The following is a 23,140-nucleotide window of genomic DNA, read 5'->3' on the forward strand; positions in this document are numbered from 1 at the left end:
TCTGGGGCTGCTGCGCAGCCCATCGCGACACAAGGCCGCTCCCACAAAATAGGGCTGCGCAGACCTGGGAATTCGCAATCAGGTAACAGTCTTTTACCGATTACCCAGGTTTTCCGTCCCCTGCGTTTGCCTATCCTAGGCCCGGTCATCCTGCCTGCGATGGACCCATGAAACACTCTCTTCCCAGCCGCTACGCCTGCCTCCTACTCTGCCTTGTCTTCACCTTCGCCAGCCTGCCCCTGCTGGCCAAACATGCCTGGCTGTGGCCGGTAACGCTGATCACCGCGCTGCTCAGCCTGGTCGGCCTGAATGACCTGCGTCAAAGCCACCATGCGGTGCGACGCAACTACCCGATCCTGGGCAATATCCGTTACCTGATCGAAACCATCCGCCCGGAAATCCGCCAGTACCTGATCGAAGGTGACGACGACAAGCTGCCGTTCTCCCGCTCGCAACGCTCGCTGGTCTACGCCCGCGCCAAGAACGAAAGCGCCGAGAAAGCGTTCGGCACACTCAATGACGCCTACAAACCTGGTTTCGAATTCATCAGCCATTCCATGCTACCGGTGGCCACGCCAGACCCTGCCTCGTTCCGCATTGCCATCGGCGGGCCGCAATGCCGAATGCCCTACTCGGCCTCGATCTTCAACATCTCGGCGATGAGTTTCGGCGCCCTCAGCGCCAACGCCATCGCCGCGCTCAACCGCGGCGCGCGCATGGGCCGGTTTGCCCATGACACTGGCGAGGGCAGTATCAGCCCATACCACCGTGAACACGGCGGCGACCTGATCTGGGAAATTGGCAGCGGCTACTTCGGCTGCCGCACCGAGGACGGTCGTTTCGATCCACAGCGCTTCGCCGAACAGGCCCGCTCGGCACAGGTGAAGATGATCGAGATCAAGCTCAGCCAGGGCGCCAAGCCTGGCCACGGCGGCATTTTACCGGGGCACAAGGTCAGCCCCGAGATTGCCGAGACCCGTGGCGTACGTGTAGGCGAGGACTGCATCTCGCCGGCGGCGCACAGCGCCTTCCGCACGCCGGTCGAGCTGCTGCAGTTCGTAGCCGGCCTGCGCGAGCTTTCGGGCGGCAAGCCCGTTGGCTTCAAGTTCTGCCTGGGCCACCCTTGGGAATTCATGGGCATTGCCAAGGCCATGCTCGCCACCGGCATCACCCCTGACTTCATCGTTGTCGACGGCAAGGAAGGCGGCACCGGCGCGGCACCTCGCGAGTTCAGCGACAACATGGGCGTGCCGATGCGCGAAGGCCTGATGTTCGTGCACAACACGTTGGTCGGCCTGAACCTGCGCTCCAGCATCCGCATTGGCGCGGCGGGCAAGATCGTCAGCGCCTTCGACATTGCCAGCGTACTGGCCATCGGCGCTGACTGGGTCAATTCGGCACGCGGTTTCATGTTTGCCATTGGCTGCATTCAGTCGCAGAGCTGCCACACCAACAAGTGCCCGACCGGCGTGGCCACCCAAGACCCTCTGCGCCAGCGCGCCCTGGTGGTGCCAGACAAGGCCGAGCGGGTGGTCAGCTTCCACCGCAACACACTGCACGCGCTGGCCGAGATGTTGGCTGCCGCAGGCCTGGAGCACCCTTCGGAGCTCAAGCCCAAACACCTGGCACGGCGCATCAGCCCCAGTGAAATCGGGTTGTTTTCGGACTTGCACACATTCCTCAAGCCGGGCGAATTACTCAGTGGCTCGATCGAAAGCGAGTTTTATGCGCGGATGTGGCGGATGGCGCGTAGCGACAGTTTTGCGCCGGAGACGGGGGACACTGCAACACGAACTGTGGCATCAAGACTGCGCCACGAAGAGACTGAACCTGCATGACAAACATGACTGGCGCTGCACTGCAGCCCTTCGCGGGCGTGCCCGCTCCCACAATTGCAGCGCCAGCGAAGGCAACGCTGTAGCTGTGGGAGCGGGCAAGCCCGCGAAGGGCCGCAGCGCGGCCCCAGCATTCATGCAAGCAACTGCAGATCAGAAGATGCTGATCGGGTACTCGACGAATACGCGGACTTCGTTGCCGTCATCGTTGTAACCGTTCTGCTGCACGGCGTTGTTGGTACGCAAGAACGAGCTACGCAGCTTGATCGACAGGTCCTTGGCCGGGCCGTCCTGCACCACGTAACGGATCTGGTTGAAGATCTCACGCTCTTTACCTTCGCCGAAGCCTTGCGGGTTGGCGACGTTACGGGTGTTGATGTTGTCACCCACCACGTAGGCCAGCTTGTAGGTCAGGCCCGGAATGCCATAGGCACCGAAGTCCAGGCCGTAGCCCAGCTGCCAGGAGCGTTCGTCTTCGGCGTTGAAGTCGGACCAGTACGAGTTGGCCAGGTAGATGGTGGAACCACCGTCACCCACGCCGCCGGCGTTCTGGTAGAAGCCGTAGTTGTAGCCAGTGCTGCCGGTGCTGCGCTGGTGAGCGAGGGTGAACGAGTGCGCACCGTACGCGTAGGTGGCTGCAAGGCTCCAAATGGTGTTGGAGTCGCCGTTCAGGCCTGCGGCTTTTACGTACTTGTTGTTGATGTCCGACTTGTAGCCGTTGAAGTCCAGGGTCAGGGACTGGTCGCTGGCGATCGGGAAGACGTAGTTCAAGCCCAGGTAGTGCTTTTTCATCACATCTTCGTTGTCGGCGGTGTACAGCGAAGCGGTGAAGTTGTCGGTGAACTTGTAGCTGCCACCTAAGACGTTGATCGACTTCAGGCCACCACCATCACGGCGCTCGGCGCTCTTGCGCGCTTCCTGGGTGAAGCGGCCGGCGTTCAGTTCCAGGCCCTGGATCTCTTTGGAGGTGATCAGGGTGCCGGTGAAGCTTTCTGGCAGCAGACGTGCATCGTCGTACTGCAGCACTGGCAGTGCTGGCATCTGGTCACCGTACTTCAGCACGGTGTTGGAAATGCGGAATTTCACAGCAGCACCACCACGCGCCAGGTTGTGCGGCGAGCTGGCGTTGCCCTCGGCATTGGTGGTTTCGTGCGGCTTGAAGAAGTCGACGCCGCCGCCACCGTTGTGGCCTTTGCCACCATCCAGGCGCACGGCGTACAGGCCGAATGCGTCAACACCGACGCCAACGGTGCCTTGGGTGAAACCGGAGGAGAAGTTGGCGATGAACGCCTGGCCCCATTCGATCTGGTCGTCGGTGCCATGCTTTTTATCGCGGTTGATGTAGGCGTTGCGCAGAAGGACGTTGGCGTGACTGTCCTCGATGAAGCCCTTGCTGTCAGCCTGGTCATTGGCCTGAGCCTGGGTCGCGGCGATCATCGCCAGGGCGACCAGGCTGATCCTGGTTTTCAACATGTTGTTTTCCTTATTTCTTAATCAAAAACGCGCTGCAATATGACGCCAGGAACCAAAGCCCCTTCGTAGGTTCGACGCTATGCGGATCCAGCCGGGCGGGCCGACCGGTAAGTTCACGGCGGCCCTTGGCAGCAGCTTGGCCAATACCATGGCCAGCAGGCGTTGGCCGAATCCTAGCCGTGTGCGATTACAAATGTCAAAAAGTCGTGAAATGCAGGTTGATATAACCGAAATTACCGGCCTGTCTGGTGCATTTCCATGCAGGTTTGCGCTATCAGCGGGTAATTTATCTTGTGCAGGAAATTGCCTTTTGATCGAGCGGACAATTTCCTGAAAGCAGGCAAAGCGTGGCCGTAAAGGTGTTTACAAACAGACACATATGTAAAGACAACCCTTTACGAATACTCGAGCAATAGCAAATAACAAGCATTACCATCCGCACTTTATTTTCAACTGCTCTCCCGGATGTGCCCATGCTTGTACCCTGCCGCCTTTCACCCCTGACGCTCGGCCTGTCGCTGCTGTTCAGCGCCAGCCTGGCCAGTGCCGCCACCACCACATTGCCGGAGTCGTCGGTAACCGCCGACAGCGAACGCGAGAAGGACAACCCGCGGGTCAAGGAGGTGAGCACCGCAACCCGCACCTCGACGCCCGTGCGTTATGTGCCGCAGGCCATCGATACGGTGAAAACCGCCAATGTGCTGGATTACGGCAGCAACACGCTGGGCAAGGCGCTGGAGGGTATCCCCAACGTCAGCAGCGGCGCCGACACCCGTTTTGACAGCGTACGCATCCGCGGCTTCGAGGCCAGCAACGACTTTTATCTGGACGGTATCCGCGACGACAGCCAGTACATCCGCGACCTGCACAACATCGAGCGGGTCGAAGTGCTGAAGGGGCCTGCAGCGGTACTGTATGGCCGTGGCAGCCAGGGCGGCATCGTCAACAGGGTCAGCAAGGCACCAGAGCCGGGTCGCCGCTCGACCATCGAAGCGCAGGCCGGCAGCGAAGACCTGCGCAGCCTGTATGCCGACCTCAGCGCCGACCCCAGCGACACGGTCAGCCTGCGCCTGAACATGGGCAACCAGGACAACAACAGCTTTCGCGAGGGTATCGACGGCAGCCGCCAACTGTTCGCCCCGTCGATCAGCTGGCAGATCACCCCCGACCTGAACTGGCTGGTGCAGTATGAATACAGCCGCTACAACCGCACACCAGACCGCGGCATCCCGAGTGTCAACGGCCGCCCGGCAAACGTCAGCCGCAGCGCCACCTATGGCGACCATCGCGACTACATTGACGACCGCGCCCAGTCGCTGCGCTCGCGCCTGAACTACCAGTTGAACGAAACCTGGCAGCTGCGCCACACCCTGGGCCTGTTCAAACTCGACAGCGAGTTCGACAACACCTATGTCACGGGCTACAACGCCGGCACCAATACCTTGACCCGCCAACGCTGGCAGCAGGACCTGAACACCCGCAACCTGTTCAACAACCTGGAGGCCGAGGGCGACTTCGACACCTTGGGCCTTGAACACAAGCTGCTGCTGGGCCTGGAGTTCGGCAACCAGCGGCGCGACCCGCTGCTATACAGCGCCGGCAGCCAGAACCTGCCAGGCCTGGGCAAACCCAGCCAGCCGCACACTGGTACATTGGCGCTATCGAGCAACAACCACACCGTGGTCGACAGCCGCGGGGTTTATCTGCAGGACCAGATTCGCCTGAACGATCAGTGGCAGGTTCTCGCAGGCGTGCGCTTTGACCAGTTCGAAGTGGAAACCACCAACAAAGATGGCTTGCGCGAATCGCAGGACAGCAACAGCACCAGCCCACGCCTGGGCGTGGTCTACACGCCATGGCGCGACCATTCGTTCTACGCCTCGTGGAGCAAGACCTTCTCGCCGGTGGGCGGAGGCTTGATCGGCATCACCCCGGGGGCGTCGGGCAACACTAACGACACCCGTCCGGAGCAGACCCGGCAGAAGGAAATCGGGGTGAAAAGTGACTGGCTCGACCAGCGCCTGACCACCAGCCTGGCCATCTACGAGCTGGAGCTTTACAACCGCCGCACCCGCGACCCGAACGACCCGAACATCATCTTGCTCAGCGGCATGCAGCGTTCACGCGGCATCGAGCTGACGGCCACCGGCAACATCGTCGGCAACTGGTATGTACGCGGCGGCATTGGCCTGCAGGATGCGACCATCGTCAAGGACAATAACGGCCAGGAAGGCAACCGCATCAATGACGTGGCCAAGCGCAATGGCAGCCTGTTCGTGACCTGGAAGCCAGAATTGGGCTGGTACGCCGAAACTGGGCTGACACTGGTGGGCGAGCGTTATGCGGACAACCAAAACACCACGGTATTACCGGGGTATGGCCGTTGGGATGCACTGGCGGGGTATCGGACCCGTGACTGGGATGTGCGGGCGGCATTGAGCAACATTGCTGACAAGACCTACTACAGCTCGGCGACCAGTGCGGCGCAGATCCAGGTGGGCGATCCGCGTAGCCTTCTGGTGACGGGTAGCTACAGCTTCTGATTTTTGTTGCCTGTACCCGCCTCTTCGCGAGCATGCCCGCGAAGAGGCAGGTACAGGTTGCAATCAATCAGTGCCACACCGCCATCAGCGCCTGCATCTCTGCTTCGCTGATCAACCCTTGGGGGTATCGCCCGGCAAGCAGACGTCGTGGGTCGGTCGTCCTGACCCTGATGCTTCCATGGTGTTTCAACCGCTTCGCCAAAAGCCTGAGCGATTGGCGATCAACTGCCGATGGGCGCAAAGCCGACTCACTTGCTGCGTTCATGTCCACACGTACTCCCTGGCCCGTGAGCGGCTAATTTACGTAGGTATTGTTACAGATCAGAGGCGCGGCCTGGCCGTGCCATCTCGCTATCTGCTTGAAAAACAATACAAAACGTATGCCAGCTCGGCCTCCGGGCGTCGCCCGCGCAAAAAAGAGGCCCGTCATATGACGGGCCTCTTTATTCATCACGCGCTCAGCGCTTGACCGGCGCCGGCTGCTGTTGGGTCAGGCAGTGGATGTTGCCGCCCCCCAAGAGCAGCTCGCGGCCCGGGATCATCACCACCTCATGGTCGGGGAAGATCCTTGCCAGGATCGCTCTGGCTTCGGCATCTGCCGGGTCGTCGAAGCTTGGGGCAATGATGCCACCGTTAACAATCAGGAAGTTCACGTACGAACCCGCCAGGCGCACCGACGGGTCACGCTCCTGGCTGCCGGCGACCTGGTCGACACCGGCACACTCTTCGGCGGTGGCATACAGCGGGCCCGGGATCGGCATCTTGTGCACGATGAACTCGCGGCCCTTGGCGTCGCGGGTGTTCTTCAGCACATCCATGGCCGCGTGGCAGCGCGCATAGTTGGGGTCGTTGGAATCATCGGTCCAGGCCAGTAACACTTCGCCCGGGCGCACGTAACAGCAGAAGTTGTCGACGTGGCCGTCGGTTTCGTCGTTGTACAAGCCATCAGGCAGCCATACCACGGTGTCGACCGCCAAGTGATCGCGCAGCACCGCTTCGATCTGCTCGCGGCTCAGGTGCGGGTTGCGGTTGCGGTTGAGCAGGCATTCCTCAGTGGTGATCACGGTGCCTTCACCGTCTACGTGGATCGAACCACCTTCAAGCACAAAACCTTCGGTCTGGTAGCGCTGGCAGCGCTCCATTTCCAGCACCTTGGCGGCCAGTTCCTCGTCGCGGTTCCAGGGTGCGTACAGGCCGCCGTCGAAGCCGCCCCAGGCATTGAAGCCCCAATCGACACCGCGCACTTCGCCATGGCCGTCGATGACAAAGGTCGGGCCGGTATCACGCACCCAGGCATCGTCGTTGCTGATTTCAACCACACGAATGTTCGGCTGGTCGAGTTGGCGCCGGGCGTTTTCGTACTGGCCGGCGGAGGCCGCGACGGTCACAGGTTCGAAACGGGCAATGGCTTTGGCCAGGGTTACGTGGGCAGCCTGCGCCGGCTTGCCGCCCAGGCGCCAGTTGTCCGGGCGCTCCGGCCAGACCATCCACACCTGAGTCTGCGGGGCCCACTCGGCGGGCATGTGGAAACCATCGGCACGGGGCGTGGAGTTGAGGGTTTTCATGGGTGACCTCTGTGATGGCCCTGAGCCGGGGGAGCTGGGGCGTTCGCCAATTTATAACCGATATATATCGATATTTGAAGCCTGATAATCGAAGAATTCCGCGCCATTCGGCGAATTTAAATCGATAACAATCGATAACAGTCAGCGCTGGTCTGGTGAAAGGAGCGGCCTGCTGTCTACCATAGCCACACCTTATGCATCCTGTTACAGCTACGCGCGGAAATTTCCGGCAAGGCCGACTAGGGTCAATACTTGAACGACGGGCCAGCGAGCCGCTATGAACATCATCCCTACAGCAATCCCTGAAGTACTGATCATCGAGCCGAAGGTGTTCGCTGACAGCCGTGGTTTTTTCTTCGAGGCATTCAACGCCCGTGAGTTCTCACAGCAAACCGGCGTGAACGTGGAGTTCGTTCAGGACAACCACTCGCGCTCCATCAAGGGCGTGCTGCGTGGGCTGCACTACCAGGTGGCAAACACCCAGGGCAAGCTGGTGCGCGTGGTGCACGGGGAGATCCGCGATATCGCCGTGGACGTGCGCAAAAGCTCGCCAACATTCGGCAAATGGGTCGCGGTGCACCTGTCGGCCGACAACCATCGCCAGCTGTGGATTCCGCCTGGCTTCGCCCACGGGTTTGCGGTGATGAGTGAATCGGCCGAGTTCCTCTACAAGACCACCGACTACTACAACCCGGGCGCCGACCGCTGCATCCGCTGGGACGACCCGCAACTGGCCATCGACTGGGGGCTGCAGCAACCACCGCTGTTGTCGGACAAGGACAAGGTAGGCCTGCCATTGGCAGAGGCGGAACTGCTGCCTTAACTAGCGCATAATTGCGTCAGACTTTTCTGGCGCATTTACCTGATGATTGCAAAGCCCACGCCCCCACGCCGTCCCCGCTGGCGCAGCCTGGCCCTGCTGGCGCTGATCTTGGCCCCATTACTGTGGCCCCTGCATCACTTGGCCGAACGCTATTACCAGGAAGAACTGGCCTCGCAGAACCGCCAGACCCTCGACCTGTATGTGGCCAACCTGCTCGGCACCCTGCACCGCTACGAGACCTTGCCGCAAATTCTCGGCGACTTGCCGGCGCTGCGTGGCGTGCTGGCCGACCCTTTCCGCCTGGAAGCGGTGACCAACGCCAACCGCCTGCTCAAGGACATCGTGCAGCAGACCGGTGCCGAGGTGATGTACCTGATGGACGTCAGCGGCAACACCTTGGCCGCCTCGAATTGGGACAAGCACGACAGCTTCGTCGGCCGAAACTTCGCCTTCCGCCCCTACTTCAACGAAGCCATGGCTGGCCACCTGGGCCGCTTCTTCGGCCAGGGCACCACCTCGGCCAAGCGCGGCTACTTCTTTGCCGCGGCCGTGCGGGACCGCGAGCGGATCGTCGGCGTGCTGGTGGTCAAAGTCGATCTCGATCACACCGAAACCCTGTGGGGCCGTACGCCCGAGCAGCTGTTGCTGACCGATCACAATGGCGTGGTCATCCTGACGTCGCGGCCCGACTGGCGCTTCCGTGCTACCCGCACGCTGACCGACGCCGAGCGCCAGGCCATCATCGCCATCCAGCCCTATCCGACCCAGGCCCCACAGCCGCTGGTTCTCAACCCGCAGGCCTGGATCACCCAGACCCGCGACATCAAGGAAACTGGCTGGCAAGTCAGCATCCTTGCCCCGCGCACGCTGGTTGATCGCTCGGTGCAGACGGTAATGGCCATCGGTGCCGGCACGCTGCTGGTACTGATGTTGCTGGCAGGCCTGGTGATGCAACGGCGGCGCCATTACATCGACCGCATCGACTTCGAAGCCCGTGGCCGCCAGGAACTGGAAAAGCGCGTGGCCGAACGTACCGCCGACCTTGAAGGCCTGAATACCCGCCTGAAAAATGCCGTGCTGGAGCGCGAAAACGCTCAGCAAGAGGCAGTGCGTGCGCAGGACGAACTGGTGCAGGCCGGCAAGCTGTCGGTGCTCGGCACCATGTCGGCCAGTATCAGCCATGAGTTGAACCAGCCCCTGGCCGCCATCCGCAGCTACGCAGAAAACGCCGAGATCCTGCTCGACCACCAACGTACCGAAGACGCCCGCGGCAACCTCAAGCTGATCGGCGAGCTGACCGGGCGCATGGCTTCGATCATTGCCCACCTGCGTGCCTTCGCCCGTCGTGACCGCCATGCCCCGGAGAGCGTTGCACTGCAGCCGGCCCTGGACGATGCCCTGGCGCTGCTGGCCAAGCGCCGCCGGGCGATGGCCGTAGAGCTGATCCGCGACCTGCCGGAAGCCACCTTGTGGGTACAGGCCGGCGAAACCCGCCTGCGCCAGGTGCTAGGCAACCTGCTGGCCAATGCCCTCGACGCCCTGACCGAGAAAGCCAACCCGCGCCGCCTGTGGCTAAGTGCCGAGCAGCGTGATGACTGCGTCTACCTGTACATCCGTGACAACGGCCCCGGCTTCAGCCGCCAGGCCCTGGAGCACGCCAAGGAGCCGTTCTTCACCACCAAGACCCGTACCCAGGGCTTGGGCCTGGGGCTGGCCATCTGTGAAAGCCTGATGCGCGCCCTGGGCGGTGAACTGCTGCTGGCCAACCACCCGGAAGGTGGTGCAATGCTGACCCTCCAGCTGCGTGTGGCCGCATCTGGCGCTACTTTGCCCAATTCGGAGGACCCCTCGGCATGACCACCGAGACACTGATCGACAGCCGAGCCCAGGTCATCCTGGTCGACGATGACCCCCACCTGCGCCAAGCCTTGAGCCAGACCCTGGACCTGGCCGGGCTCAAGGTAGTCGCCCTGGCCGAGGCCCAAGGCCTGGCCGAACGTATCGAGGCCGACTGGCCCGGCGTGGTGGTCAGCGACATCCGCATGCCGGGCATCGATGGCCTGCAGTTGCTGGAACAACTGCACGGCCGCGACAGCGAACTGCCGGTGCTGCTGATAACCGGCCATGGCGATGTGCCGCTGGCGGTGCAGGCGATGCGTGCCGGGGCTTATGACTTCCTGGAAAAACCCTTTGCCACAGACGCCCTGCTCGACAGCGTACGCCGCGCCCTGGCCTTGCGCCGACTGGTGCTGGACAACCGTAGCCTGCGCCTGGCACTGAGCGACCGCCAGCAACTGGCAACCCGCCTGGTCGGCCATTCACCGGCCATGCTGCGCCTGCGCGAGCAGATCGGCGCCTTGGCCGGCACCCGCGCCGACGTGTTGATTCTGGGTGAGACGGGCGCTGGCAAAGAGGTGGTGGCCCGCGCGCTGCACGATCTGTCCAGCCGCAGCGAAGGGCCGTTCGTGGCGATCAACGCCGGCGCGCTGGCCGAGTCGGTGGTCGAAAGCGAACTGTTCGGCCACGAGCCCGGTGCGTTCACCGGCGCGCAGAAGCGCCGTATCGGCAAGTTCGAATTTGCCAACGGCGGCACACTGTTCCTCGACGAAATCGAGAGCATGAGCCTGGATGTACAGGTGAAGTTGCTGCGCATGCTGCAGGAGCGGGTGGTCGAACGCCTGGGCGGCAACCAGTTGATCCCGCTGGACATCCGCATCATAGCCGCCACCAAGGAAGACCTGCGTCAGGCTGCCGACCAAGGGCGTTTCCGCGCGGACTTGTATTACCGCCTGAACGTGGCGCCGCTGCGTATTCCGCCACTGCGTGAACGCGGCGACGACATATTGGTGTTGTTCCAGCATTTCGCCGATGCTGCCAGCCAACGTCATGGCCTGTCGCCGCATGCGCTGCAACCCGCGCAACGCGCCCTGCTGCTGCGTCATGACTGGCCAGGTAACGTCCGCGAGCTACAGAACGCTGCCGAGCGTTTCGCCCTTGGCCTGGAACTGGCACTGGATGGCCAGGCACCCTCGGCAGCAGCGCCGGCAGCGCCCATGCTCAGCGGCAACCTCAGCGAGCAGGTCGAGCAATTCGAACGCTCGCTGATCGCCGCCGAACTGGCCCAGCCACACGGCTCCATGCGGAGCCTGGCCGAAGCACTGGGTATCCCCCGCAAAACCTTGCACGACAAGCTGCGCAAGCATGGCTTGAACTTCGACGGCGGCAGCGGCGGGCATGACGATCAAGAGGACAACCGTTAATGAGCACCGATAGCCAATACCTGCAGTCCGTACTGCACAGCGACATCCCCCTGACCCGCGAAATGGGCCTGGAAGTGATCGATTGGCAGCAGCACACCCTGCGCCTGCAGCTGCCGCTGGCGGCCAATGTCAACCACAAAAGCACCATGTTCGGCGGCAGCCTGTACTGCGTAGCAGTGCTGGTGGGTTGGGGCTGGCTGCACCTGCGCCTGCGCGAACTGGGGATCGATGACGGGCATATCGTCATCCAGGAAGGGCAGATCAGCTACCCGTTGCCAGTAACCGGCACGGCAGTGGCGCGTTGTGCCGCGCCGGACGATAAAACCTGGGAGCGGTTCCTGACCCTGTACCAGCGCCGTGGGCGGGCACGGTTGACGTTGGAGACCACGGTGAGCAATGACGGCAGTGACGAGCCGGCGGTGAGGTTCAGCGGCCAATACGTTCTGCACCGCTAGTACGACTAACGCGGCCTTTGTGGGAGCGGCCTTGCGTCGCGAAAGGACCGCAAAGCGGCCCCAGGATTTCAGCTTCGCCGCCAGAATTGCCGGGGCCGCTTTGCGGCCCTTTCGCGACACAAGGCCGCTCCCACAGGATCGTGCCAGGCAGTTAGATGAGGTTCAGGAAGGCCTGGCGCCATGCAGCATTGGCAGGCAATGCCAGGAAATGCGGATTGAGCAGCGACTCGCGTGGCGGATACCGGAACGGCAAGCCATCCAGCCCGATCACTTCGCCACCGGCCCCCTCCACCACACCCTGCGCCGCAGCAGTGTCCCACTGCGAAGTCGGCGCCAGGCGCGGATAACAATCGGCGCTGCCCTCGGCCAACAGGCAGAACTTCAACGAGCTGCCGATATTGGCCAGCTCCAGCTCGCCCACCGCAGCCCCAAGGCCGGCCAACAGCGCTTCCTGCTCCGGGCTGGAATGCCGACGGCTGGCCACCACGGTAAAACGCTCGCCCTGCGCGGGTGCGTTGCGTACTTGGATCAGCTGGGCTGCCTCACCGGCATCTGCACGCCAGGCCCCCATGCCGCGCCCACCGAAGTAGCAACGCCCATTGGTGGGCATCGACACCACGCCAAACACCACGTCGCCGTTCTCAATCAGGGCGATGTTGACCGTGAACTCTTCACTGCCGGCAATGAATTCCTTGGTGCCATCCAGCGGATCGACCAGCCACCAGCGGCTCCAGCTTTGCCGCTCGGCCAGCGCAATATTGCAGTCCTCTTCGGACAGCACCGGAATCTGCGGCGCCAGCGCCAGCAGACCATCGGCAATTACCCGGTGCGCGGCCAGGTCGGCGGCGGTAACCGGCGAATCGTCGGCCTTGTTGGTTACCGCGACATCGGCGCGCCAGAATGGCAGGATCGCCTCGCCTGCCGTCAGCGCCAGTTTGACCACTTCATGCATCAGTTGCAGGTCGTTCATAGCTCCAGCAGCCCCCGCTGAATCAGCAGGTCACGGGCCAGGTACAGCGCCGCCAGGGCGCGGCCCTCGGTGAACTGCGGATGCATGGCCAAGGCCGACAACTCACGCAGGTTGACCTTGTCGACCCGCATCGGCTCGGGCTCGTCGCCTTCCAGGCGCTCTTCGTACAGGTCGCTGGCCAGCACCACCTGAATCTTCTGGCTCATGTAGCCCGGCGACAGCGACAGTTCCGTCAGGTGCTCCAGCTGGCGTGCGCCAAAACCGGCTTCTTCCTTGAGCTCCCGGTCGGCTGCCGCCAGCACGTCTTCGCCCGGCTCGATCAGGCCCTTGGGCAACGACAGCTCGTATTCATCCGTGCCACCGCAGTACTCCTCCACCAGCACGGCGTGCTCGGCATCGAGCATGGCCACGATCATCACCGCGCCGTAGCCGTTACCCCGGCCCACCAGGCGCTCATAGGTGCGCTCGGCGCCATTGCTGAAGCGCAGCTGTACGGCTTCGACGCGGAACAGGCGGCTACTGGCGACAATTTCGCGGCTGAGTACGGTGGGTTTCTGGCGCATGGGGCGGCTCCTTGGCGTGAACGGGTTACTATACCGTGGCTTGCCGACTGATCGAGAGTTTCCCATGCCTGTTCTTCCCTGGTCTGCCATCGACACTGTCCTGCTGGACATGGATGGCACCCTGCTCGACCTGCATTACGACAACCGCTTCTGGCTGGACCACCTGCCCCAGCGCTATGCCGAGCTGCACGGTGTAAGCCGGGCCTTGGCGGAAATGGAGCTGCAACCACTGTTCGAACGCAATGCCGGCACATTGAACTGGTACTGCCTGGACTTCTGGAGCCGCGAGCTACGCCTGCCCATTCGCGAGCTGAAGCGGGAAATTGCCGACCTGATTGCCCTGCGCCCGGATGCCGATACCTTCCTGGCGGCGATTCGCCAGGCCGGCAAGCGTGTCGTGATGATCACCAATGCCCACCGTGACTCGCTGTCGCTGAAGCTGGAACGGGTGGAGCTGGCACCGTACTTCGAGCGGCTGATCAGCTCGCACGACTATGGCTACCCGAAGGAAAGCCCGCAGTTCTGGGATGCCCTGCAGGCGGATATCGGCTTCGAACCAGAACGCAGCCTGTTCATTGATGACACGCTGGCGATTCTGCGCAGTGCACGGCGGTTTGGTGTGGGGCACTTGCTGGCGGTGCGCCAGCCAGATAGCAAAGCAGGGCCGCGGGATACGGAAGAGTTTGCGGCGGTCGAGGATTACCGGGAGTTACTGGTAGGCCTATGAGGCCCTCTTCGCGGGTGAACCCGCTCCTACAGGTACTGCGCCAGCCGTGAGAGGGCGCTCAACCTGTGGGAGCGGGCGCGCGCGCGAAGAGGCCTGTACAGACTTTCGCGATCAGTCAGGAATACGCAGCACCTGCCCTGGATAGATCTTGTCCGGGTGCTTGAGCATCGGCTTGTTGGCCTCGAAAATCTTGTTGTACTGGTTGGCATTGCCATACACGACCATGGCAATGGCTGAAAGTGTGTCGCCCGATTTCACTGTGACGAACCTTGCCGCCTGGACTACCGGCCCGGTCACGGTGATCTGGTCCTCGACACTGGCCACGCCGCTGATGTTGCCCGCCGCCAGGATGATCTTCTCCTTCTCTTCCTGGCTGGCCACTTCACCCTTGAGGATGATCTTGTCTCCTTCTACAGTGGCGGTGATGTTGGGGTTGCCCAGGCCAACAGCTTCCACGTGTTTCTTAAGCTGCTCTTCGGCATTGGCGTTGCCAGGGGTCAGCAGGTCGATCAACTTCTCGCCGGCTTCCTTCACGAAACTGAACAGGCTCATTGCGCTCTCCTTGTTGACGAAACCTTGGACACAGGAGTCTAGGCCAGCTTTACCACTCCCGCCCTGCGCGACCAATCGACGCGGTCTATCAAGGCATAGACCCTAGCGATTAGACGCCGCCGGCCCGCACGCCTAGGCTTGTGCTATCAGAAAGCCGCCGGTATTCAGCGCCCCGATGAACAGCAAGCCTCCGGTCTGCGCGGCCTCATCGCCCTTGTCCATGCCCGCCGCCAGCAACACCTACGATTACGTCCAGCTCAGCGACGCCAAACGCGACAGCACCCCGCTGGCCGAGGAAGTGGCCCTGGCCATTGTCTATAACGGCCTCAACCAGGCGGTGATGCTGGTCAGCCCTACCGATCTGGAAGACTTCGCGGTCGGTTTCAGCGTCGGCAGCGGCATTGTCGAAGGCACCGCAGAAATCTACGACCTCAAGCTCTCCGGCAGCGGCTCGGCAATGTACGCCGACCTGGAAATCTCCAGCCGGGCGTTCTGGAACCTGAAAAACCAGCGCCGCCAACTGGCCGGCACCAGTGGTTGCGGGCTGTGTGGGGTCGAGGCCCTGGAGCAGGCGCTGCCGGATCTGGCCGTGTTGCCGGGTGCGCCCCTGCCCCCGGCCCAGTGGCTGGTCGGCCTGCGCGAGCGCATCGACGCCTTCCAGCCACTGGGCCAGCATTGCGGCGCCGTACATGCAGCACTGTTCATGGACCGCAAAGGCGAACTGCTGCTCGGCCGCGAAGACATCGGCCGGCACAACGCCCTCGACAAACTGATTGGTGCCCTGCTGCGGCAACACATCGACAGCCAGGGTGGCTTGGCCATCGTCACCAGCCGCTGCAGCCTGGAGTTGATCCAGAAAGTACTGCGTGCCGGCATCCAGACCCTGGTCAGCCTGTCAGCGCCCACCGGCCTTGCCCTGCAATGGGCACGCAAGCACAACCTCAACCTTATCCATTTGCCCAAGCACAGCGCACCGCGGGTCTACAGCCCAGCGGCGGAGTCGTAACAGACGTGACCTCGTACCAACATCTTCCGGACAACGCCCCAGCCTCCCCTCCTCGCTACAAGCCCTACCACGGCCCCGCCGGCGGTTGGGGCGCACTGCGTAGCGTGGCCAAGGCCTGGGTCGGCAGCGATAACGCGCTGAAGAACATTCGCGCCCTGCTCAAGACCAACCAGAACGGCGGTTTCGACTGCCCCGGCTGCGCCTGGGGGGATTCGCCGGAAAGCGGCATGGTCAAGTTCTGCGAGAACGGCGCCAAGGCGGTGAACTGGGAAGCTACCAAGCGCCGTGTCGATGCTGCCTTCTTCGCCCGTTACAGCGTCACCTCGCTGCTGCAGCAAAGCGACTACTGGCTGGAGTACCAAGGGCGTCTGACCGAACCGATGGTCTACGACGCACCCAGCGACCGTTATCTGCCGATCAGCTGGGATGCCGCCTTCGCCCTGATCGCCCGCGAACTGAACAAGCTGACCAACCCTGACCAGGCCGAATTCTATACCTCGGGACGTGCCAGCAACGAAGCGGCGTACCTGTACCAGCTGTTCGTGCGCGCCTACGGCACCAACAACTTCCCTGACTGCTCGAACATGTGCCATGAGGCCAGCGGCGTGGCATTGGGGCAAAGCGTCGGGGTCGGCAAGGGTACCGTCACCTTCGACGACTTCGAGCACGCCGACTCTATTTTTGTCTGGGGCCAGAACCCCGGCACCAATCACCCGCGCATGCTCGACCCACTGCGCGATGCGGTAAAACGTGGCGCCCAGGTGGTGTGCATCAACCCGCTCAAGGAGCGTGGTCTGGAGCGCTTCCAGCACCCCCAGAACCCGCTGGAAATGCTGACCAACAGTGACCGTCCGACCAACACCGCCTTCTTCCGCCCGGCCCTGGGTGGCGACATGGCGATGCTGCGTGGCATGGCCAAGTTCGCCCTGCAATGGGAACGCGAAGCCCAGGCCAACGGCGAACCGGCCGTGTTCGACCACGCCTTCATCGCCGAACATGGCCATGGCGTCGATGAGTACCTGGCCGTGGTGGACGCCACGCCGTGGTCGCACATCCAGGCACAGTCCGGCCTGCCCCTGGCCGATATCGAACTGGCCGCGCGCATGTACTGCCGGGGCAAGCGGGTGATCATGTGCTGGGCGATGGGGATCACCCAACACCGCCACTCGGTGCCTACCATTCAGGAAATCGTCAACCTGCAGATGCTGCGTGGCAACATCGGCGCGCCCGGCGCCGGCCTGTGCCCGGTACGTGGCCACAGCAACGTGCAGGGTGACCGCACCATGGGCATCAACGAGCGCCCGCCAGAGGCGCTGCTGGATGCCATCGAAAAGCGCTTTGGCTTCCCTGTGCCGCGGCGCAATGGCCATAACACCGTCGAAGCCATACACGCGATGCTCGATGGCCGGGCCAAGGTTTTCATCGGCTTGGGCGGCAACTTCGCCCAAGCCACACCCGACACTGAGCGTACCGCCCAGGCGCTGCGCAACTGCGTGCTGACCGTGCACATCAGCACCAAGCTCAACCGTAGCCACCTGGTCCATGGCAAGCAGGCACTGATCCTGCCGTGCCTGGGCCGCACCGACATCGACCTGCAGGCCGAAGGGCCGCAGGCAGTCACGGTGGAAGACTCGTTCAGCATGGTCCACGCCTCCAACGGCCAGCTCAAGCCGCTGTCGACGCAAATGCGCTCGGAGCCTGCAGTGATCGCTGGCATCGCCGCCGCCACGCTGGGCAAGCAACCGGTGGACTGGCACTGGCTGGTGGCCGACTACGACCGCATTCGCGACCTGATCGGCGATACCATTGCCGGTTTCAGCGGCTTTAACCAGCGCCTACGTAATCCGGGTGGCTTCTATCTGGGCAACAGCGCGGCCAGCCGCGAATGGGCGACCAGCACCGGCCGCGCCAACTTCAAGGCCAACCTGCTGCCCGACACGCTGCTTGACGAACGCGTACGGGCCAGCGGCCAGTTGCCAGACTTGATCATGCAATCGATGCGCTCGCACGATCAGTACAACACCACGATCTACGGCCTGGACGACCGCTACCGCGGTGTGCGCGGCCAACGCGAGGTGCTGTTCGCCAACGAAGCCGACATCATCCGCCTGGGCTTCCAGCCGGGGCAGAAGGTCGACATTGTTTCGCTGTGGGGGGATGAACATGTGCGCCGGGTGCAAGGCTTTACCCTGCTGGCCTTCGACATACCTGCCGGGCAGGCGGCGGCGTATTACCCGGAGGTGAACCCGCTGGTGCCACTGGAGAGCATTGGTGTGGGTAGCCATACGCCAACATCGAAGTTCATTGCCATCAAGCTGGAGCGTGCGCGCGAGGACGGGCGTATCCTGTAAAAATGAAAAAAGCCCTGTTCCGTGGCGGTTCAGGGCTTTGTCATAAAGGTCTCAGACAGCCTAACAACGATAAAGTTTCACAGTAAATACAGCAAGTTAGAGAATTGTGTACAACTCGTGTTACTCGTCGGATTTCCGTTGCCAGCCACGTCTCTTAGCCTCAAATTCGCCTCGTCATCCCTATGAGGCTCTCTTGATGAAGAAGTACTCCTCGATTCTGTTGTTGTCTTTCAGCTTGCTCAGCGGCGTTGCCATGGCAGGCGGCACCACCGAGGCCGGCATTGGCGGCGCATTGGGTGGGGTACTGGGCTCTGTCGTGGGCAACTCCATCGGTGGCAGCACCGGCGGCGCCATTGGTGCCGGTCTGGGCGGTGCGGCAGGTGGCGCCCTGGGCGCAGACAAACGCCAGCGTGGTGAGGCCGCTATCGGCGGCGCGCTGGGCGCTGCAGGTGGTAACGTGGTCGGTCGCTCCGTGGGCGGCACCACGGGTAGCTACATTGGCGCGGCAGCCGGCGGTGGTGCCGGTGGTGCGCTGGGTAACTACCTGGGCAAAGAGGCCGACGAAGACGATTACCGCGATGGCCGCCGCTATCGTCGCGGCTACGACGACGACCGTCGTCACTGGGACCGTGGTCACCACTATGGCCACCGCAAGCACAAGCGCCACTGGCGCGACTAACGCCTGAGGGCCCTGCCCCCGGCAACAAAAGCCCCGCCCCTGCCAGCGGGGCTTTTTTATGCCTGCCGCTCCAGCATGAGGCCGGACAGGATAACCTGCAGCGCCTCTGGCAACGCCACAGGCCGGCCACTGTCGCGCTCGATGAACACCTGCACTACCGTGCCTGCTGCGCACGCCTCCGGTTCGCCTGGGCGATACAGCGCCAGCCGGTACTCTACCGTGCTGCCCGCCAGACGCGTCACTCCCAACCCCACCTCCAACAAATCCGGGAAGCCCGGTAGCGCGTAGAAATCCGCAGCCGAACTGACCACGAAGGCGGCCAGTTCACCGTGCCGCAGGTCCAGTTCAGCCTGCTCGACGAGAAACGCCTGGATCGCGGTTTCGAAAAAACCGTGCACCGTTGCACCGGCGATGTGGCCGTTCAGGTCGTTGTCCTGGGGGCGGGTGAGGATGGGGTGGAAGTGGAAGAAGGCAGTGCGCTGAGGGGCTTCGGTCATCTGGCTGGCTCTTGTCTTCGCAATGGATGCTGACAGTGAAACAGAAAAACCAGACTTTCGCTGCCTATGCGGGCCCCTTCGCGGGCAAGCCCGCTCCTACAACGGCCTGCGCCCCCCACCGGTCAGTGTGTAGGAGCGGGTTTACCCGCGAATACGATGGCGGCTGCGACGGTGAATCGCGGGTGGAAATTGGCCAGCAGGTCCAGCCTTTTCGCGGGTAATCCCGCTTCCGCAAAAAAGCCGCCCCTGGGGGCGGCTTTCTCGTTGCGGCTGAGCTCGGCTTACAGCTGCGGGCCAGCGGCTTTGATGGCGTCGGAAACTTCGAACTTCTTGAAGTTTTCGATGAACAGCTTGGCCAGACCTTTGGCAGCCTCGTCGTAGGCCGCTTTGTCAGCCCAGTTGGTGCGCGGGTTGAGCAGTTCGGTTTCAACGCCCGGAACGGCCTTCGGCACGTCCAGGTTGATGATGTCCAGGTGCTCGGTTTCGGCACCGACCAGTGCGCCGCTCTGGATTGCTGCGATCACGGCACGGGTGGTGGGGATGCTGAAGCGCTTGCCAACGCCGTAGCCACCACCGGTCCAGCCGGTGTTGACCAGGTAGACCTTGGAGTTGAAACCGTTGATACGCTTGATCAGCAGCTCAGCGTACTCGCCAGCCGGACGCGGGAAGAACGGTGCGCCGAAGCAGGTGGAGAAGGTCGACTTGATGCCGCCGCCCGAGCCCATTTCAGTGGAACCGACCAGCGCGGTGTAGCCGGACAGGAAGTGGTAGGCCGCCTGCTCGTTGTTCAGGATCGAAACCGGAGGCAGAACACCTGTCAGGTCGCAGGTGAGGAAGATCACTGCGTTAGGCTCGCCGCCCAGGTTCGCTTCCGAACGCTTGGCAACGTGCTCCAGCGGGTAGGCCGCACGGCTGTTCTGAGTCAGGCTGACGTCGGTGTAGTCGGCGTGCTTGTTGGCGTCGAGAACGACGTTTTCCAGTACTGCGCCGTGCTTGATGGCTTTCCAGATGACCGGCTCGTTCTTTTCGGACAGGTCGATGCACTTGGCGTAGCAGCCGCCTTCCATGTTGAAGACAACGCCTTCGCCCCAACCGTGCTCGTCGTCACCGATCAGGTAACGGCTTTCGTCAGCCGAAAGGGTGGTCTTGCCAGTGCCGGACAGGCCGAAGAACAAGGTCACATCGCCTTCTTCGCCGATGTTGGCTGCGCAGTGCATTGGCAGTACGTCGGCAGCCGGCAGCAGGAAGTTCTGCACCGAGAACATGGCTTTCTTCATTTCGCCGGCGTAGCGCATGCCAGCGATCAGCACTTTCTTCTGGGCGAAGTTGATGATCACGCAACCGTCGGAGTTGGTGCCGTCACGCTCAGGCTCGCACACGAAGTTGGCGACGTTGAGGATCTGCCACTGGTCGCGGCCAGCCGGGTTGAACTGCTCCGGGTTGATGAACAGGCAACGACCGAACAGGTTCTGCCAGGCAGTCTGGGTGGTCATCTTCACCGGCAGGTAGTGCTCGGCTGCGGCCCCTACGTGAACATAGGAAACGAAGTGATCCTGGGCGTTGTTGAACGCCTCGACGCGAGCCCACAGGGCATCGAACTTGTCAGCCGGGAACTTGCGGTTGATCGGGCCCCAGGAAATGGCGTCCTGGGTGGAAGGTTCTTCGACGATGAAACGGTCAGCCGGCGAGCGGCCAGTACGGTGACCAGTCTCCACGACCAGTGCGCCAGTATCGGCTAGTACGCCTTCACCGCGTTGCAGCGCTTCTTTTACCAGCTCATCGACGCTCAGGTCGGTGTACACGGTGTTGTTGGCTTGCGTCATGAGATACCCCATCCGGCCCGAGGCCGAGTGCTCCAAACGTTTTGTAGTTGTCTTGAAAAAACTACTACAGCGAAAAAAGTGGCCGGATTATGCCAGAAACGCCCAAAAAAAGTAGGCCCCTCCTGTCAGAACTGCGCTTTTGCGCAATTCGACAGGAGATTATCCTGTGATTTAACGTTTCAGTGACGAGTTTCTGAGGCCACGTCAGTACCGCCACCCGCAAACAGTTGCGCCACATCGCTGGCATCGAAGAAGTAGCGCTCGTTGCAGAACTGGCAATCGATCTCTACCGTCCCGCCACATTCGTCCACCAGCGCCTTGGCGTCGTGCTCGCCCAGACTGACCAGCGCATTGCCGGAGCGTTCCCGCGAACAGCTGCAATTGAAGCGCAGTGGCTGGATATCGAACAGGCGCACGGCGTCTTCGTGGTACAGGCGGTGCAGCAGGGTTTCGTTGCCCTCTGTCCACTCTTCAGGCTTGAGCGTCTTGGCCAGGGCCACCACGTGCTGCCAGCTGTCTTCGCGCTCTTCATCATCCGGCTGGCGATCACGCGGCAGTTGCTGCAGCAACAGCCCTCGGGCCTTGCCGCCTGCGGCATTGAGCCAGAAACGGGTATTGAGCTGCTGCGACTGGACGAAGTAGTTGGTGAAGCATTCCGACAGGTTGGCGCCATCGAGGTCGACGGTCCCCTGGTAGCGCTGGCCCTTGACCGGGTCGATGGTCAGGGTCAGGTGGCCGTCGGGCATCAGCTGCGACAGGGTGGCATCAGCCGAAATCTGGTCCGCTTCGTAGCGGGCCATGCCGCGGATCTCGCGTTCGCTGGAGCACTCCACCATCAGCAGCGGAATCGGCCCAGCCGAACGCGCCTGCAGAATCAGCAAGCCATCGAACTTCATCGCACCCACCAGCAAGGCGGTGGCGGCCATCAACTCACCGAGCAGCACCTTGACCGGCTGGGGGTACTCATGACGCGCCAACACTGCGGCGTAGCTGTCATCGAGAGACACCCACTCGCCGCGCACATCGCGCTCGTCGAAGATGAAACGTTGGGTGAAATCTGTATCAGGCAAATCGCTCATAGGTTTCGGCTATCTAAAAAATGATGACAAAATGGTTACAAGGGTTGTCGATAATCGGCGAGAACCCGTGACAGAGCGCTCACAAGGCGCTCCGATTCCTGTTTGCAATAGAGGTATTTTATGGACAATCGACCACTGTTCCAAGCAAGGTGGTCCTGGGGGCCATTGGCAGCCTGTACGCTGCTTCCCATCGCTCTACTGTGTTTCTGGTTATGGCCTTTTGGCCAGATCCTGTGCCTGACTTTCGACGAGTGGCTGTTCCGCAGCCTGAACGCGCCGCTGGCCGATAGCACCACCTGGCGCTACATCTGGACCATCGGCAGCCTACGCCCGTTCGATATCGTCGTCGGCCTGATCCTGCTCGCTGTGCTCATTCGTGGTGGCTGGGTGTTCAAGGCCGCTCAGGTTCGCCAGGCATTTTTCGGCTTTCTGGTCACGCTACTCCTCTTAGTGGTGATTCGCGCGCTGTTTTCCAAGTGGGTGGATGCAGCCGGGTGGCAACACAAGAGCCCATCGATGATCTTCGACGACGTCGTGCACCTGAGTGACTATTACCCGAACCTGGAGGCGGCCTGGGAACTCAAGGACCGTTCCAGCAAAAGTTTCCCGGGTGATCACGCCTCGGTGCTGCTGATCTGGGCGCTGTTCATGAGCGTGTTCAGCCGCCGCCTTGTGCAATACCTGGTGGTCTGGGGGCTCGCAGCGCTGTTCATGCTGCCGCGCCTGGTGGCCGGTGCCCACTGGGGGCAGGACGACTACATCGGCGGCTTGCTGATGGCCGTACTGGCGTTGGGCTGGAGCTACTACACGCCCCTGGCGGCCAAAGGCAGCGAGGCGTTGATGCGCTGGACAGCGCCGTTGTTCAGGCTGCTGTCCACGTTACCGTTGGTCGGACGAATGGCGGTGTTGCGCTAGATTCCTGGGGCTGCGCAGCAGCCC

General features: G+C 62.3%; 20 protein-coding genes. 11 read left to right on the forward strand and 9 right to left on the reverse strand.

From position 1 onward, the window contains the following. Window positions 1-167 precede the first annotated feature (167 nt). Window positions 168-1,838 carry an FMN-binding glutamate synthase family protein gene (locus tag ACF8Q6_RS24560; protein WP_392492547.1) on the forward strand — a complete coding sequence of 557 codons (1,671 nt, stop codon included), beginning with the start codon at window positions 168-170 and terminating at the stop codon, window positions 1,836-1,838. A 150-nt stretch (window positions 1,839-1,988) separates the two neighbouring features. Here the strand turns inward: ACF8Q6_RS24560 and ACF8Q6_RS24565 are convergent, their stop codons facing one another. After that, window positions 1,989-3,308, reverse strand: coding sequence for an OprD family porin (locus tag ACF8Q6_RS24565; RefSeq protein WP_003255784.1), 1,320 nt, complete (start codon window positions 3,306-3,308; stop codon window positions 1,989-1,991). A gap of 473 nt (window positions 3,309-3,781) precedes the next feature. Between ACF8Q6_RS24565 and ACF8Q6_RS24570 the strand changes: the two genes are divergently transcribed. Next, the gene (locus tag ACF8Q6_RS24570) at window positions 3,782-5,851 is read left to right on the forward strand and encodes a TonB-dependent receptor (protein ID WP_392492779.1); all 2,070 of its coding nucleotides are present in this window, start codon (window positions 3,782-3,784) and stop codon (window positions 5,849-5,851) included. Window positions 5,852-5,918: 67 nt separating this feature from the next. On the opposite strand, the gene ACF8Q6_RS24575 is transcribed toward ACF8Q6_RS24570, so the two are convergent. Both ACF8Q6_RS24575 and aguA read right to left on the reverse strand, forming a co-directional pair. Further along, window positions 5,919-6,116, reverse strand: a complete 198-nt coding sequence (locus ACF8Q6_RS24575) for a hypothetical protein (RefSeq protein WP_011953221.1) — start codon at window positions 6,114-6,116, stop codon at window positions 5,919-5,921. Between the two features lie 193 nt (window positions 6,117-6,309). Continuing rightward, window positions 6,310-7,416: an agmatine deiminase gene (gene aguA, locus ACF8Q6_RS24580; RefSeq protein WP_047603203.1), complete on the reverse strand. Its 1,107-nt coding sequence runs from the start codon at window positions 7,414-7,416 to the stop codon at window positions 6,310-6,312. Window positions 7,417-7,693: 277 nt separating this feature from the next. Here aguA and rfbC point away from each other — a divergent pair, with 277 nt between their 5' ends. The 4 genes from rfbC to ACF8Q6_RS24600 are packed head-to-tail and all read left to right on the forward strand — an operon-like array spanning window position 7,694 to window position 11,954. Then, window positions 7,694-8,239 (forward strand): dTDP-4-dehydrorhamnose 3,5-epimerase, encoded by a 546-nt coding sequence (rfbC, locus tag ACF8Q6_RS24585; protein WP_003255787.1) that lies wholly within the window; start codon window positions 7,694-7,696, stop codon window positions 8,237-8,239. A 42-nt stretch (window positions 8,240-8,281) separates the two neighbouring features. After that, on the forward strand, window positions 8,282-10,096 hold the full coding sequence (locus ACF8Q6_RS24590) for an ATP-binding protein (protein WP_004575931.1): 1,815 nt from the start codon (window positions 8,282-8,284) through the stop codon (window positions 10,094-10,096). After that, window positions 10,093-11,499, forward strand: coding sequence for a sigma-54 dependent transcriptional regulator (locus tag ACF8Q6_RS24595; protein WP_014589347.1), 1,407 nt, complete (start codon window positions 10,093-10,095; stop codon window positions 11,497-11,499). The genes ACF8Q6_RS24590 and ACF8Q6_RS24595 overlap by 4 nt, the downstream gene beginning before the upstream one ends. Continuing rightward, the gene (locus ACF8Q6_RS24600) at window positions 11,499-11,954 is read left to right on the forward strand and encodes a YiiD C-terminal domain-containing protein (RefSeq protein WP_392492776.1); all 456 of its coding nucleotides are present in this window, start codon (window positions 11,499-11,501) and stop codon (window positions 11,952-11,954) included. The genes ACF8Q6_RS24595 and ACF8Q6_RS24600 overlap by 1 nt, the downstream gene beginning before the upstream one ends. A 151-nt stretch (window positions 11,955-12,105) precedes the next feature. Here ACF8Q6_RS24600 and cysQ read toward each other — a convergent pair whose 3' ends face one another. Beyond that, complete coding sequence (cysQ, locus tag ACF8Q6_RS24605; RefSeq protein WP_392493995.1) at window positions 12,106-12,924, reverse strand: 3'(2'),5'-bisphosphate nucleotidase CysQ; 819 nt, start codon at window positions 12,922-12,924, stop codon at window positions 12,106-12,108. After that, a complete protein-coding gene (nudE, locus tag ACF8Q6_RS24610) occupies window positions 12,921-13,487 on the reverse strand; it encodes an ADP compounds hydrolase NudE (protein ID WP_003255794.1) in 567 nt (188 codons plus the stop codon). The genes cysQ and nudE overlap by 4 nt, the downstream gene beginning before the upstream one ends. Before the next feature lie 64 nt (window positions 13,488-13,551). Between nudE and yrfG the strand changes: the two genes are divergently transcribed. Further along, a complete protein-coding gene (gene yrfG, locus ACF8Q6_RS24615) occupies window positions 13,552-14,214 on the forward strand; it encodes a GMP/IMP nucleotidase (RefSeq protein WP_392493996.1) in 663 nt (220 codons plus the stop codon). Between the two features lie 111 nt (window positions 14,215-14,325). Here yrfG and lysM read toward each other — a convergent pair whose 3' ends face one another. After that, on the reverse strand, window positions 14,326-14,766 hold the full coding sequence (lysM, locus tag ACF8Q6_RS24620; RefSeq protein ID WP_010951629.1) for a peptidoglycan-binding protein LysM: 441 nt from the start codon (window positions 14,764-14,766) through the stop codon (window positions 14,326-14,328). Window positions 14,767-14,941: 175 nt separating this feature from the next. Between lysM and fdhD the strand changes: the two genes are divergently transcribed. The 3 genes from fdhD (at window position 14,942) to ACF8Q6_RS24635 (ending at window position 18,802) form a co-directional block, all read left to right on the forward strand. Continuing rightward, complete coding sequence (fdhD, locus tag ACF8Q6_RS24625; RefSeq protein ID WP_088513475.1) at window positions 14,942-15,772, forward strand: formate dehydrogenase accessory sulfurtransferase FdhD; 831 nt, start codon at window positions 14,942-14,944, stop codon at window positions 15,770-15,772. Window positions 15,773-15,777: 5 nt separating this feature from the next. Then, window positions 15,778-18,123 (forward strand): FdhF/YdeP family oxidoreductase, encoded by a 2,346-nt coding sequence (locus ACF8Q6_RS24630; protein ID WP_392493997.1) that lies wholly within the window; start codon window positions 15,778-15,780, stop codon window positions 18,121-18,123. A 196-nt stretch (window positions 18,124-18,319) separates the two neighbouring features. Next, window positions 18,320-18,802 (forward strand): glycine zipper domain-containing protein, encoded by a 483-nt coding sequence (locus ACF8Q6_RS24635; RefSeq protein WP_003255803.1) that lies wholly within the window; start codon window positions 18,320-18,322, stop codon window positions 18,800-18,802. A 56-nt stretch (window positions 18,803-18,858) separates the two neighbouring features. Here the strand turns inward: ACF8Q6_RS24635 and ACF8Q6_RS24640 are convergent, their stop codons facing one another. From ACF8Q6_RS24640 to hslO, 3 genes are all read right to left on the reverse strand, one after another. Further along, window positions 18,859-19,299: an acyl-CoA thioesterase gene (locus ACF8Q6_RS24640; protein WP_392493998.1), complete on the reverse strand. Its 441-nt coding sequence runs from the start codon at window positions 19,297-19,299 to the stop codon at window positions 18,859-18,861. A 281-nt stretch (window positions 19,300-19,580) separates the two neighbouring features. After that, window positions 19,581-21,122 carry a phosphoenolpyruvate carboxykinase gene (locus ACF8Q6_RS24645; protein ID WP_003255806.1) on the reverse strand — a complete coding sequence of 514 codons (1,542 nt, stop codon included), beginning with the start codon at window positions 21,120-21,122 and terminating at the stop codon, window positions 19,581-19,583. A 179-nt stretch (window positions 21,123-21,301) separates the two neighbouring features. Next, entirely contained in the window at window positions 21,302-22,201 is a 900-nt protein-coding gene (hslO, locus tag ACF8Q6_RS24650) for an Hsp33 family molecular chaperone HslO (RefSeq protein ID WP_011953214.1), read from the reverse strand. Window positions 22,202-22,321: 120 nt separating this feature from the next. Here hslO and ACF8Q6_RS24655 point away from each other — a divergent pair, with 120 nt between their 5' ends. Continuing rightward, window positions 22,322-23,116, forward strand: a complete 795-nt coding sequence (locus ACF8Q6_RS24655) for a phosphatase PAP2 family protein (RefSeq protein ID WP_392494011.1) — start codon at window positions 22,322-22,324, stop codon at window positions 23,114-23,116. The last annotated feature ends 24 nt before the right edge of the window (window positions 23,117-23,140 follow it).

This window comes from Pseudomonas sp. GLN_2 (assembly GCF_043106005.1).
Lineage (GTDB): Bacteria > Pseudomonadota > Gammaproteobacteria > Pseudomonadales > Pseudomonadaceae > Aquipseudomonas > Aquipseudomonas alloputida.

Excerpts from the sequence above, each read along its gene's own strand:
- ACF8Q6_RS24560 (WP_392492547.1), top strand. The coding sequence starts at position 168 with ATGAAACACTCTCTTCCCAGCCGCTACGCCTGCCTCCTACTCTGCCTT.
- ACF8Q6_RS24565 (WP_003255784.1), bottom strand. The coding sequence starts at position 3,308 with ATGTTGAAAACCAGGATCAGCCTGGTCGCCCTGGCGATGATCGCCGCG.
- ACF8Q6_RS24570 (WP_392492779.1), top strand. The coding sequence starts at position 3,782 with ATGCTTGTACCCTGCCGCCTTTCACCCCTGACGCTCGGCCTGTCGCTG.
- ACF8Q6_RS24575 (WP_011953221.1), bottom strand. The coding sequence starts at position 6,116 with ATGAACGCAGCAAGTGAGTCGGCTTTGCGCCCATCGGCAGTTGATCGC.
- aguA (WP_047603203.1), bottom strand. The coding sequence starts at position 7,416 with ATGAAAACCCTCAACTCCACGCCCCGTGCCGATGGTTTCCACATGCCC.
- rfbC (WP_003255787.1), top strand. The coding sequence starts at position 7,694 with ATGAACATCATCCCTACAGCAATCCCTGAAGTACTGATCATCGAGCCG.
- ACF8Q6_RS24590 (WP_004575931.1), top strand. The coding sequence starts at position 8,282 with ATGATTGCAAAGCCCACGCCCCCACGCCGTCCCCGCTGGCGCAGCCTG.
- ACF8Q6_RS24595 (WP_014589347.1), top strand. The coding sequence starts at position 10,093 with ATGACCACCGAGACACTGATCGACAGCCGAGCCCAGGTCATCCTGGTC.
- ACF8Q6_RS24600 (WP_392492776.1), top strand. The coding sequence starts at position 11,499 with ATGAGCACCGATAGCCAATACCTGCAGTCCGTACTGCACAGCGACATC.
- cysQ (WP_392493995.1), bottom strand. The coding sequence starts at position 12,924 with ATGAACGACCTGCAACTGATGCATGAAGTGGTCAAACTGGCGCTGACG.
- nudE (WP_003255794.1), bottom strand. The coding sequence starts at position 13,487 with ATGCGCCAGAAACCCACCGTACTCAGCCGCGAAATTGTCGCCAGTAGC.
- yrfG (WP_392493996.1), top strand. The coding sequence starts at position 13,552 with ATGCCTGTTCTTCCCTGGTCTGCCATCGACACTGTCCTGCTGGACATG.
- lysM (WP_010951629.1), bottom strand. The coding sequence starts at position 14,766 with ATGAGCCTGTTCAGTTTCGTGAAGGAAGCCGGCGAGAAGTTGATCGAC.
- fdhD (WP_088513475.1), top strand. The coding sequence starts at position 14,942 with ATGAACAGCAAGCCTCCGGTCTGCGCGGCCTCATCGCCCTTGTCCATG.
- ACF8Q6_RS24635 (WP_003255803.1), top strand. The coding sequence starts at position 18,320 with ATGAAGAAGTACTCCTCGATTCTGTTGTTGTCTTTCAGCTTGCTCAGC.
- ACF8Q6_RS24640 (WP_392493998.1), bottom strand. The coding sequence starts at position 19,299 with ATGACCGAAGCCCCTCAGCGCACTGCCTTCTTCCACTTCCACCCCATC.
- ACF8Q6_RS24645 (WP_003255806.1), bottom strand. The coding sequence starts at position 21,122 with ATGACGCAAGCCAACAACACCGTGTACACCGACCTGAGCGTCGATGAG.
- hslO (WP_011953214.1), bottom strand. The coding sequence starts at position 22,201 with ATGAGCGATTTGCCTGATACAGATTTCACCCAACGTTTCATCTTCGAC.
- ACF8Q6_RS24655 (WP_392494011.1), top strand. The coding sequence starts at position 22,322 with ATGGACAATCGACCACTGTTCCAAGCAAGGTGGTCCTGGGGGCCATTG.